This is a genomic window from Paludibacterium purpuratum (genome assembly GCF_004363805.1).
GTDB lineage: Bacteria > Pseudomonadota > Gammaproteobacteria > Burkholderiales > Chromobacteriaceae > Paludibacterium > Paludibacterium purpuratum.
Map to the genome: position 1 here is coordinate 1 of NZ_SNZP01000005.1, position 11,658 is coordinate 11,658.

Here is an 11,658-nt window from a genome sequence, read left to right on the forward strand (position 1 = left end):
CGAAGAAACCCGAAGGTTACTTTCTGTCTCTTGCAGTGCAAGTGTCGGCTCTTCCCGGCACTCACACCTATCGGTTGTTCTGTTTGTTAAAGAGCGGTGCTGCGTTTGTTGCTGCAGCGGAGAAGGCGAACTATACGCAAGGAAGAATGCGCCGTCAAGCACATCTTCAGAAAATATCTAGCGCCATGGGAAATAGTCTTGTCGAATGCGCCGGCAGACCGCTACGCTTCGCTTGATATCACTATGGAGCATCGGTTTGCACCCTACCTGGATCTTCGACCTCGACAACACACTACACAATGCCGATTTCGGCATTTTTCCCCACATCAATCGCAGCATGACGGATTACATCATGCGCCAGCTTGGGCTGGACGAATCCGCCGCGCAAGCCTTACGTCACCGCTACTACCAGCGCTACGGCGCCACCATGCACGGCATGCAACGACATCACGCCATCGATCCGGATCTATTTCTCAAAGAAACGCATCGCGTGGCGGAATTGATTCCGCTATTACAGTGGGATCGTCATGTCGGCACGTTGCTCGCGCGCTTGCCGGGCCGAAAAATCCTACTCTCCAACGGGCCACAAACTTACGTGGAGCAAATCACCCGCAAAATGGGCATCGATCGATTGTTCGACGCACTATACGGCGTCGAGCGTGTCGGCTACCGCCCCAAACCGCACTCGCTCCCGTTCGTCACCGTATGCGCACGCGAACGACTGATCCCAGCACGTTGCATCATGGTGGAGGACAGCCTGGACAATCTGCGCACCGCCAAATCGCTCGGCATGCGCACCGTCTGGATCACCCGGCAGCCGCGCCGCCCGGTCTACGTCGACCTGCGCATCGGATCGCTGCGCGATTTGCCGCGCGCAACTTGGCAATAAACGCCAAGCATGAAAAAAGGGCTGCCGAAGCAGCCCTTGTTCAGATCTAACCGATGGATATCGGATTAGAAGCTGTGCGCGAAGGTCAGACCGAAGGTCTTCGCGGTCAGGTCCGAACCGGCTTGGTTTTGCTGAGCCAGGAAGGTACCCTTGCCGAAGTTGATGCGACCATACGACACGCCAGCGGTGGTGCGCTTGGACAGAGCATAGTCAACACCGACGATGTACTGGGTATAGCCCGAGTTGTCGATGGTGTTGCCGTCTTGCTTCAGGTTCCAGCCCTTGGCATAGGTAGCCTTCGGCGTGAACGCGCCGATGGTGTAGGCCACGGACAGAGCGGCTTGGCGAGCCTTCAACTTACCGGCAACCGGGTTCAGGCCATTGTAGGAAGCCTTGGTGCCATCGGTGCTGGCATCATTGGCCATGCCATCGATCCAGTCATAACCGGTCGATTGTTGATAAGCGGCACCGACAAACAGGTTGTTGGCACTGTAATCAACTTCGAAATAGTGACGGGTAGCAGCTTGGTTGCCGGTATCGCCGTTAGCAGCACCCAGCGCACCAGCCGGATTGCTTTCATGCTGATAGGCATAGTGACCAGAGACATCGCCGTAGGTGTAGTTCAAGCCCAGGCCGTAAACATCCGAAGCCTTATTGGAGCTGTTAGCCGCAGCGGTTTGCGTCTTGTTTTCGCCCATACCGTAGAACAGGCTACCTTGGAAACCAGCGAAGGTCGCGGAATCATAACGCAGAGCGTTCTTCAGGCGCTGCCCGCCATTGGTAAAGATGCCCAAACCATTGGCACCACTAGTTTGAGAGGTACCGTAGTTGCTGTTGTATTGCCATTGGTCAACGGCAGCCAGATCGTTTTGGGTGTTGTTGATGTAACCCATGCGGATCACACCCAGGTTGCCGCCATCCAGACCTACGAAGGTTTGACGCGAACCCAGCGTACCGCCAGAAGAACCATCCATGTACAGACGGTTTTCAACTTGCCATACGGTCTTCAGGCCGTTACCCAGGTCTTCGGTACCCTTGAAACCAACGATCGAGGTGTTGTCGTCAACGCGGTTTTGGCTAGCTTGGTTGGAGACGGTGTCGTGCTGCACGGAACCCTTCAGGGCACCGTAGAGGGTCACGTCAGCCATAGCTGCAACCGGCAAAGCAGCCAGTGCGACAGCGATCAGCTTTTTGTTCATCGCTCATTCCTTTCGAAGTCAGTTAAATTTGTCCGTAACGATGATCTGTCCGAACATTTTGTCACCACCGTTACACTTCGGTGGTTTGTGAGCGGAATATAAAGCGCCCGTTGCTAAAATACAAAATAGACATGGGCGACATGACCTTGCCGCAAGATAAAATCGCAACAAAAGCATGTAACACGTTGATTTTAATGAATTTTGCAGAAATCATCGTTTGTTGCCAATTAACAACAAAATAGCCACACCGACGATATAGTGTTGTAAAAACAACAACAGCCCCATCGCCGGCAGCAACGTTTCCTGGGCAAAAATAAAGGAGCGAGCCGCATGTCATGCAGCCCACTCCTTATATTAATATATATATCAAACAGTCATCGACGCGATTCGACGACGGTCGGCCCGGAAACGATCAGATCCGCCTCTAGCTTGCGCACGGTTTTCTCGCCAAAGCCGGGCACCCTGCGCAGATCCTGCGCTGTCGCGAACGGACCGCGTTGCTCACGATATTGGATGATGGCGCGCGCCTTGGCCGGACCGACACCCTTGAGCGTCTCCAATTCCTGCTGACTGGCGGTATTGATATTGACGGCCGCCAGGGCGGCGGCCGACATGAACATCAGAAACACGGTAAGAAAAGGCTTCATGGCCAGCTCCTTCGCTTGAGGGCGGCCAGTCGACGCGGCTAGCCGCGGTGGAGAATCAACTCGAGAACAACCTTGCTGCCGATGTATGCCAACAGCAACGCGACGAACCCGGCCAAGGTCCAGCGAATCGCCACGCGACCGCGCCAACCGTAGCGCTGGCGGCCAAGCAGCAACGCGCCGAACATCAACCAGGAAATTACACCGAAGACTGTCTTGTGAGTAAACGCCGCCGGACGGCCAAGCACCTCTTCGGAAAACACCACGCCGCTGATCAGCGTGGCGGTCAGCAGCACAAACCCAACCGACAGCACCTGGAACATCATGCGTTCCAGCGACAAGAGCGGCGGCAACTGACTGAGCAACCGGGTAGCGCGGCGCGCATGTAGCGCACGTTCGAGCCACAGCATCAAAATGGCCAGCATGGCGCCGATGGCAAACAGGCTATAGGCCAGCATCGACACTAAAATGTGTAAGGCGAACGCAGGATTGAACAAGTCGTGCACGGCATGACTGCCCGGGAACAGCAAGGCAAAAGCCAGCGTCAGGCAGGCAAGCGGCATCATGAACAGCTGCAACCCCTCGACCCGGTAGAAGAATCCGCATGTCCAATAGATGGTCAACATCAGCCACACCACGGCGGCGAGCGCATGCCCGACCCCCAGCGCCACCAACTGGCCTTGCAGCATCGGACCGAACACCGCCACGGCATGCATCAGCAGCATAAGACCCAGCAGCGTATGCTCGGCACGTGCATTACGCGCAAATCGGGCATGGCCTTTCCAGTGGCCGATGAAATGCCAGGACAGGGCGGCGTAGGCCATGATCAGGGTCAGGCTGAGTGCGGGCAGAAAACCGGTCATCGTTGTAATTTCGTCGGCGGCCGGACACGGGGTGGGCCGCTAGTGTAAAATGGACTGTTTGAGAGTCTACACCAAGCCGCCCTCCGTTGGCAGACACAAGGAAGTACCATGCTCGACAACCTTTCCAATCGCCTCTCCGGCGTCGTCAAGAGTTTGCGCGGTCAGGCGCGATTGTCGGAAACCAATATCACCGACGCCCTGCGCGAGGTGCGCATGGCGTTGCTGGAAGCCGACGTGGCGCTTCCGGTCGTCAAGACATTCATCGCCGAGGTCAAGCAACGCGCTCTCGGCCAGGAGGTTATCGGTAGCCTGACGCCGGGCCAGGCGTTGATAGGCGTGGTCAACGAAGAACTGACCCGCCTGATGGGCGAGCACAACGATGCGCTCAACCTGGCGGCCGTCCCCCCGGCCATTATTTTGATGGCCGGCCTGCAGGGTGCAGGCAAAACCACGACCGTCGGCAAGCTGGCCAAGCTGTTAAAAGAGACGCAGAAGAAAAAGGTTCTGGTGGTCTCGGCCGACGTCTACCGCCCCGCAGCCATCGAGCAGCTCAAGATGCTGGCGGAACAGGTCGGCGTCGAGTGGTTCCCGTCCGACGCCAGCCAACAACCGGATGCCATCGCCCGCGCCGCGGTCGATTACGCCAAGCGCCACTATTTCGATGTTTTGATGGTCGACACCGCCGGCCGGCTGGCCATCGACGAAGCGATGATGCAGGAGATCAAAACCCTGCACGCCACGCTCAACCCGATCGAAACGCTGTTCGTCGTCGACGCCATGCAAGGCCAGGACGCCGTGCATACCGCCCAGGCGTTCAACGAAGCCCTACCGCTGACCGGCGTCATTCTCACCAAGATGGATGGCGATGCGCGCGGCGGTGCCGCTCTGTCGGTGCGACACATCACCGGCAAGCCGATTAAGTTCATCGGCGTCGGAGAAAAAACCACCGGTATCGAGCCATTCCATCCCGAGCGGATGGCTAGCCGCATCCTCGGCATGGGCGACGTGCTGTCGCTGATCGAGGACGTGCAAAAAGGCATCGACCAGGAAGAGGCCGCCCGCGTAGCCAAGAAGCTCAAAAGCGGCAAAGGTTTCGACCTGGAGGACTTCAAGGCCCAAATGCAGCAAATGAAGAAAATGGGCGGCATGAGTAACTTGATGGAGAAGATGCCGGGACAGATCGGCCAGATGGCCAAGGGCATCCAAGGCGCAGAGGCGGAGAAGAGCATGGCGCGCATCGAAGCCATCATCAACTCCATGACCCCGCTGGAACGTCGAAAGCCGGAAGTCATCAAGGCAAGCCGCAAGCGTCGCATCGCCGCGGGCTCCGGCACTTCGGTTCAGGAAGTCAATCGCCTGCTCAACCAGTTCGAGCAGACGCAAAAACTCATGAAGCAGTTCTCCAAGGGCGGCTTGATGAAGATGATGCGCGGCATGAAGGGCATGATGCCCGGCATGTAAGCCATCGAAATACCCGGGCGCCACGCGCCCCGATTTGAATCCCAGATTGGAAGCAAGCCATGAATCTGTCGACGATGACCGCACTCTCCCCGCTGGACGGCCGTTACGCCGGGCAAACCGAGCCGTTGCGCAACCTGTTCTCCGAATACGGACTGATGAAAGCCCGCATCAAGGTCGAGCTCGAATGGCTCAAGATGCTTGCCGCGGAACCCGGTATCGAGGAAGTTCCGCCGTTCTCCGCCGCCACCATCGCCGAAATCGACGACATCATCCTGCACTTCAGCGAAGCCCATGCCCAAGCGGTCAAGGCCATCGAAGCGCGCACCAACCATGACGTCAAGGCGATCGAGTATTGGTTGAAGGAGCGCCTGTCCGACAACCCCGAGGTCATGAGCGCCAGCGAGTTCATCCACTTCGCCTGCACCTCCGAAGACATCAATAACCTGTCGCATGCGCTAATGCTCAAGACCGCGCGCAACACCGTCATGTTGCCGGCGCTTGACGCACTGATCGCCCGCTTGAGCAATCTCGCTCACGAACTGGCCGACGCGCCGATGATGTGCCGCACGCACGGGCAGCCGGCCACCCCCTCCTCGATGGGCAAGGAATTGGCCAACGTCGTCTACCGCCTAGAGCGCCAGCGCGAACAGCTGATGAACCAGGAGATTCTCGGCAAAATCAATGGTGCGGTCGGCAATTACAACGCCCATCTTGCCGCCTATCCGGACATCGACTGGGAAAGTCTGTGCGGCCGCTTTGTCGCCAGCCTGGGCCTGACGTTCAATCCGTACACCATCCAGATCGAGCCGCACGATTACATGGCCGAGCTGTTCCAGACGCTGTCGCGCGCCAACACGGTGCTGGTCGACCTGAATCGGGATATCTGGGGCTACATTTCGCTGGGATACTTCAAACAGAAGGTCAAGGCTGGCGAAGTCGGTAGCTCGACCATGCCGCACAAGGTCAACCCGATCGACTTTGAAAACGCCGAAGGCAACTTGGGTTTGGCCAATGCTTTGTTGGCGCACCTGGCGGAAAAACTGCCGATTTCGCGCTGGCAGCGCGATCTGACCGACTCCACGGTACTGCGCAACATGGGCGTAGCCATGGGCTACACCCTGCTCGGTTTCAGTGCCTGCCTACGCGGACTGAATAAACTGGAAGCCAACCGACCGGCCATGGCGGCGGATCTCGACCGCAGTTGGGAACTGCTGGCGGAGCCAATCCAGACGGTAATGCGCCGCTACGGCATCGCCAACCCGTACGAACAACTCAAGGAACTGACGCGCGGCAAAGAAGGCATTACACGCGAAACACTGGCCGCCTTCATCCGCTCCTTGGATCTGCCAGACGCCGAAAAGACCCGCCTGCTTGCCCTGACACCGGCCAGCTACATCGGCAAAGCAACCGAGCTGGCCCAACGCATCTAAGCAACGGGGCACTCACCATCAAAAGGGACGGAGACGTCCCTTTTTGCATGTCGGCGTCCCCATAAAAAGAAAAGCCATGCCGCCTGGCATGGCCAAAAACATGACTCTAAGGAACGCGCTCAACCAGCTGAAGATGAACGCGAGCTAACGCGGCACAAGCAAACAGCCAGAGCCACTATTTAAAATGGCTCTGGCTAGAATTCTTGGTTGCGGGGGCAGGATTTGAACCTACGACCTTCGGGTTATGAGCCCGACGAGCTACCAGACTGCTCCACCCCGCGTCCGTTAGAGAGACGCATATTAGCGCGATCTTTTGATCATGTCAACAAATTCAGTTCGACCAAACCACCCAGCCGTAATGCCAACTCGCCAGGATCGCCAAACCAAAGACGATGCGATACCAAGCAAAGACATTGAACGAATGGTGCGAAACATAGCGAATCAGGCCACGCACCGCCAGCAAGGCACTGAAGAAGGCCGCGACGAAGCCGATGGCAAAAACCGGCAGGTCCGCCAGCGAGAACAGTTTGTAATGCTTATAGACGTCGTAGAGCGTCGCGGCGAACATGGTCGGCACCGCCAGGAAGAAGGAGAACTCCGTCGCCACCCGTCGCTCCAGCCCAAACAACATGCCACCAATGATGGTGGCACCGGAACGCGAAGTGCCGGGCACCAATGCCAACACTTGCGCCAACCCGACCTTCAGGGCATCTTTCCAGCCCATGCTGTCCACCGAGCGCACTCTGATCGTCCGTGGGCGGCGCTCGACCCAGAGAATCACCAGGCCCCCTAACACCAGGGCCACCGCAACACTCGGGGCATTGAACAGCCACTGCTTAATCCCTTTTGCCGCCACAAGCCCGACGATGGCGGCCGGCAGGAACGCCAAGAATAGGTGGCCCGCAAAGCGCTGCTGCTCGCGCTGAACCAACATGCCACGTGCCAGATCGGCAAAGCGCTGACGATAGACCCATAGCACAGCCAGGATTGCGCCCAACTGTATCACCACTTCAAACACCTTCGCCGTGGCACCATCGAATCCGATCAGATCCGCGGCGACGATCAGATGCCCGGTGCTGGAAATTGGGAAAAACTCAGTCACTCCTTCAACCACACCAAGCAAGAAGGCCTTACCTAGCAGCAATGCGTCCATGCGCTCCCCCAAAAAAGAATCGGGCGCCATATAGCGCCCGCCAAAGATGAATTCGATTGACTTACTTCAGCTTGCCGCCATGTACCACCGCCACCATTTCGCTCAGATGTTGCAGCAGTAGATCCGGCTTGACCGGCTGCAGGGCGAACTTGCCGTTAATGACCAGTGTCGGCGTGCCCTGGATAGCATAATCGCGCGTCATCCGCTGAGCACTCGACGCCTGGGAGCTGATGCCGAAAGACTTGTAGGTTTGCATAAAGCGATTGACGTCGATACCGGGTTGGCTCTTGAGCCAGGCCGTCAATTGGCTCTCGTCACCCAAATTGATGCGCTTATCCACCATAGCGACGAACGCCGGATGATGCAGCTTTTCGGTCAGGTTCAGCGCATTCATGGTGGCAAACAACTTGGCGAACGGGACGAACTGTGGTCCCCATACGATTTGTACCCGCTTGAAATCGACGTAGGCAGGCTTGTTCTTGACCCACTGGCTCAGGGCGACATCCAGGTCATAACAATGGATGCAGGTGTACGAGAAGAACTCGATGACTTCCACCTTCTTGGCATTGGCCACCGGCTGGGGCGTCGCCAGCCTGGTGTAATCCTTGCCATCACCTTCCACCAGCGCCGCATGGGCGAAACCGGCGACCGTCAACAGTACAGCAAATAGCCACTTCTTCATGCTTTCTCCTGAAACCGGGTTATCACGTGCGGATAGCGCCGGCCCCCGGCCGGCGCCAGTTCTCGTCAGTTGGCCGGGCGCGCGCCCAGCTCAATGCCATTTTGCTTGAGCAGGCTGCGAATGCGGTCTGCATCGGCTTGGGTCGCGAACGGGCCGACGCGCACGCGATGGACAATACCCTTGCCCGGCACGTCCGCCGACTGGATCGTCGCCTCAACGCCGATCAAGGCCAGCTTGGCCTTGAGGTTGTCGGCATCGTCCTGATTCTGGAAGGCCCCGAGCTGCAGGTAAGGCTTCTTGATGCCATTGTCGGCGTGCGCTCCGGCAGGCGCATTACCGTCCGCCGTCACCGCCTCGACCTGTCCCGGCAGTATCTTATAGAAGTCGAAGCGCTGTCCGCTCTTATCCTTGCCATTGGCCGATGCCGCCGGCTTGGCAGGCGTCGTTGCCGACGGCGCCGCGGCGGATGGCGCCGGTTGCGAGGCGGCCTGCTGCCGAGCCGGTTGTGCCGGGGGTGCCTCGACAGGGCCATCGGCACTACTGGCATCGTTGAGGGTAATGCCCGGGGAAAGAATCTGCGTCGGCGTGGACGAAGCCGTGCCGCTCGCCGTGCGTTCCAGTTTCTGCAAATTAGTAAACGGCGTGCCGGCCTTGCTGAAATACATGACGACGCCAACGACGGCTGCCACACCGACAATCAGGCCGATGATGACCCCCATCATGACGCCGCCTCCGCCGCTCTGTTTGCGAGAGGCGCTGGCGCGTGCCGGCCGGGAAGAATTCTTCAAATCGCGATGACCCATCTAAAGACATACCAGGTTGATTGACCCAGGCATTATCCAACGTAACGCCCGTATGGACTACTGCCGCGCAAAAGCCTGCCTCCTCAGTTGCACCGCTTGCAACACATGCGCCCGCCCGATCCGCCCGGCCTCGGCCAGATCGGCAATCGTCTGCGACAAGCGCAAGATACGATGCAGAGCACGGGCCGATAAGCGCAAACGCGCCAGTAGCTCGGATAAAAATTCGAGCAAACCGGGTTCGACTTGGCAAATTTGCTCAAGTTCTCCCACCCTCAATAGGGCATTGACTTTCCCTTGGCGGGCACATTGCCGTTCGCGCGCCGCCATGACGCGTTGCAAGATCGCGCTGGAAGATTCCGGCACCGGCGAGCGCAACAGTTCGGCTGAGGAGTGCGAGGCCATTTCCACCTGCATGTCGATACGATCCAGCAGGGGGCCGGAGATTTTACCGCGATACCGTGAAATTTGCTCGGGCGTACATTGACAACGGCCGGTTTCATCGCCGGCATAGCCGCAGGGACAAGGATTCATGGCCGCCACCAGCTGGAACCGTGCCGGGTAGCTGACGCGGCGTGTCGCACGCGCCAGGTGCACCTGTCCGGTCTCCAGCGGCTCGCGCAAGGCCTCGAGCGCACGACGTTCGAATTCCGGCATTTCGTCGAGAAACAGCACCCCGTGATGCGCCAAACTGATCTCGCCGGGCTGAGGGACACTCCCACCGCCGACCAATGCAGCTACCGACGACCCATGGTGCGGCGCCCTGAACGGCGGCTGGCGCCAGCAGGCCGGATCGAAGCCCTGGGCACTCAACGAGTGCAATGCCGCGCACTCGAGCGCTTCGTCGTCGCCAAGCGGCGGCAAGATCCCCGGCAGACGCGACGCCAGCATGCTCTTGCCGGTGCCCGGCGCACCGATCATCAACAGGCTGTGTCCTCCCGCCGCCGCCAATTCCAGCGCATGGCGCGCGCTGGCCTGGCCCTTGACCTCCGACATGTCCGGCATGGGCCACATCGCTCGCGCCTCGTCCGATTCGGCGATGGGCAGCGGCTGCCGGCCATTCAGGTGGGCACAGACTTGCAGCAGCGAGTCGGCCTGCAGCACCGTCACGGAGGACACCAGCGCCGCTTCGCGTGCGCTGGCGGTCGGCAGAATCAGCACCCGGCCGGCGTGTCGCGCCCGCCAGGCCATGGCAAGCGCGCCGCGCACCGACCGAAGCCCGCCGGACAAGGCCAATTCGCCGGCGAACTCGCACTGCGTCAACGGCTCGCTGGCAACTTGGCCGGAGGCGGCGAGAATACCCAGCGCGATCGGCAGATCGAAACGACCTGAGGCTTTGGGTAAATCGGCGGGAGCGAGACTGACGATGATCTTGCGGGCGGGGAACTCGAAACCGGAGGTTTGGATAGCACTACGTACTCGATCGCGGCTTTCCTTCACCTCGGTATCCGGCAATCCGACGATGTGGAAGGCGGGCAGCCCGGTACCAAGATGAACCTCGACCGCCACCTCCGGCGCGGCGGCGCCATCGAGCGCGCGGCTATGAACGACGGCCAGGTTCATCCGCCGAGTCAAGAATGACCTTGGACGGCCTGCTCGTCGTCGCCTGGCGCAGCTGCCGGTCCACCCTCTAGACGAGCCAGACGGTCCTCCAGGCGCGCCAGCTGCTCGCGCGTGCGTGCCAGCACCTCTTGTTGGACGTCGAACTCTTCACGGGTCACCAGATCCAGTTTACTGAAGGTCGAGGCCAGCATTGCACGGATATTTTTCTCCACATCGCGCACGGGGCTGGCGGCAATGGTTTCACTGATCTTGTGGCTCAATTCTTCGAAGATTTTCTGGCTCAGCATGGCGCGCCCTTTGTTCATGGTCGATCGGAAGGAAATCCGGCATTGCAGTGTAGCAAAAACCGCCTGTCGTCGCAGCGGGCGTGGTCATGCACCATGCGCGCTCCTGTCGCACCAATATAGTGCGCCAACTTGCCCCATCATCGCGCTGCGCTGCAACATCCGGCGATTGCCCGGGCTATATTTGCATTGGGCAAAAAAAGACAACCCGTCTAAAGATCCGTTCGGTAAGGCTTCCTCACTGATAGTACGCATTTTTTTGCCTCAGCCATGACATCTGGCACGCTTTCTGCAATGCAGCATGCGAAGTCAACAAATCCAGCAAGAACAGGGACAGCAAAGGAGAGGTCATGAAATTGGTCACAGCGATTATCAAGCCGTTCAAGCTTGACGAAGTACGCGAGGCCCTCTCGGCCATCGGCGTGCAAGGTATCACGGTCTCCGAGGTCAAGGGTTTCGGCCGTCAGAAAGGACACACTGAACTCTATCGCGGCGCGGAGTATGTAGTGGACTTTCTGCCCAAGGTCAAACTGGAAATCGCCATCGACGACGCACTGCTCGATCAGGTGGTGGAAGCCATCGAAAAATCGGCCCGCACCGGCAAGATCGGCGACGGCAAGATCTTTGTCGTCGACCTACTGCAGGTCGTGCGGATCCGCACCGGCGAAACGGGCGTGGATGCGGTCTGAC

At 58.9% G+C, this 11,658-nt stretch carries 14 protein-coding genes and 1 tRNA gene; 5 read left to right on the forward strand and 10 right to left on the reverse strand.

Annotation, left to right across the window (positions count from 1 at the left end):
- Both DFP86_RS19440 and DFP86_RS06805 read left to right on the forward strand, forming a co-directional pair.
- On the forward strand, positions 1-236 hold a 236-nt coding region (locus DFP86_RS19440; RefSeq protein WP_208108251.1), incomplete at its 5' end, for a hypothetical protein.
- A gap of 20 nt (positions 237-256) precedes the next feature.
- Entirely contained in the window at positions 257-889 is a 633-nt protein-coding gene (locus DFP86_RS06805) for a pyrimidine 5'-nucleotidase (protein WP_243729327.1), read from the forward strand.
- 65 nt (positions 890-954) lie between these two features.
- On the opposite strand, the gene DFP86_RS06810 is transcribed toward DFP86_RS06805, so the two are convergent.
- The 4 genes from DFP86_RS06810 to DFP86_RS06825 all read right to left on the reverse strand — a co-directional run bounded on the left by DFP86_RS06810 (position 955) and on the right by DFP86_RS06825 (position 3,595).
- Entirely contained in the window at positions 955-2,088 is a 1,134-nt protein-coding gene (locus DFP86_RS06810) for a porin (RefSeq protein ID WP_133679507.1), read from the reverse strand.
- Between the two features lie 70 nt (positions 2,089-2,158).
- Positions 2,159-2,425, reverse strand: a complete 267-nt coding sequence (locus tag DFP86_RS06815) for a hypothetical protein (RefSeq protein WP_133679509.1) — start codon at positions 2,423-2,425, stop codon at positions 2,159-2,161.
- 37 nt (positions 2,426-2,462) lie between these two features.
- On the reverse strand, positions 2,463-2,735 hold the full coding sequence (locus tag DFP86_RS06820) for a ComEA family DNA-binding protein (RefSeq protein WP_243729328.1): 273 nt from the start codon (positions 2,733-2,735) through the stop codon (positions 2,463-2,465).
- Between the two features lie 38 nt (positions 2,736-2,773).
- Positions 2,774-3,595, reverse strand: a complete 822-nt coding sequence (locus DFP86_RS06825) for a cytochrome C assembly family protein (protein WP_133679511.1) — start codon at positions 3,593-3,595, stop codon at positions 2,774-2,776.
- Between the two features lie 108 nt (positions 3,596-3,703).
- Here DFP86_RS06825 and ffh point away from each other — a divergent pair, with 108 nt between their 5' ends.
- Together ffh and purB are read left to right on the forward strand one after the other, a co-directional pair.
- Positions 3,704-5,056 carry a signal recognition particle protein gene (gene ffh, locus DFP86_RS06830; protein WP_133679512.1) on the forward strand — a complete coding sequence of 451 codons (1,353 nt, stop codon included), beginning with the start codon at positions 3,704-3,706 and terminating at the stop codon, positions 5,054-5,056.
- Positions 5,057-5,115: 59 nt separating this feature from the next.
- A complete protein-coding gene (gene purB / locus DFP86_RS06835) occupies positions 5,116-6,486 on the forward strand; it encodes an adenylosuccinate lyase (RefSeq protein WP_133679514.1) in 1,371 nt (456 codons plus the stop codon).
- A gap of 204 nt (positions 6,487-6,690) precedes the next feature.
- Here the strand turns inward: purB and DFP86_RS06840 are convergent.
- From DFP86_RS06840 to DFP86_RS06865, 6 genes are all read right to left on the reverse strand, one after another.
- Positions 6,691-6,767 (reverse strand) — tRNA-Met (locus DFP86_RS06840).
- Between the two features lie 50 nt (positions 6,768-6,817).
- Positions 6,818-7,639, reverse strand: a complete 822-nt coding sequence (locus tag DFP86_RS06845) for an undecaprenyl-diphosphate phosphatase (RefSeq protein ID WP_133679516.1) — start codon at positions 7,637-7,639, stop codon at positions 6,818-6,820.
- A 61-nt stretch (positions 7,640-7,700) separates the two neighbouring features.
- The gene (locus tag DFP86_RS06850; protein ID WP_133679518.1) at positions 7,701-8,321 is read right to left on the reverse strand and encodes a thiol:disulfide interchange protein DsbA/DsbL; all 621 of its coding nucleotides are present in this window, start codon (positions 8,319-8,321) and stop codon (positions 7,701-7,703) included.
- A 65-nt stretch (positions 8,322-8,386) separates the two neighbouring features.
- Entirely contained in the window at positions 8,387-9,109 is a 723-nt protein-coding gene (locus DFP86_RS06855; protein ID WP_243729329.1) for an SPOR domain-containing protein, read from the reverse strand.
- A 72-nt stretch (positions 9,110-9,181) separates the two neighbouring features.
- Complete coding sequence (locus DFP86_RS06860; protein WP_133679523.1) at positions 9,182-10,684, reverse strand: YifB family Mg chelatase-like AAA ATPase; 1,503 nt, start codon at positions 10,682-10,684, stop codon at positions 9,182-9,184.
- Positions 10,685-10,692: 8 nt separating this feature from the next.
- A complete protein-coding gene (locus DFP86_RS06865; protein WP_133679995.1) occupies positions 10,693-10,971 on the reverse strand; it encodes an accessory factor UbiK family protein in 279 nt (92 codons plus the stop codon).
- A 347-nt stretch (positions 10,972-11,318) separates the two neighbouring features.
- On the opposite strand from DFP86_RS06865, the gene glnK reads away from it, so the two are divergent.
- Positions 11,319-11,657 carry a P-II family nitrogen regulator gene (gene glnK, locus DFP86_RS06870; protein ID WP_133679525.1) on the forward strand — a complete coding sequence of 113 codons (339 nt, stop codon included), beginning with the start codon at positions 11,319-11,321 and terminating at the stop codon, positions 11,655-11,657.
- The last annotated feature ends 1 nt before the right edge of the window (position 11,658 follow it).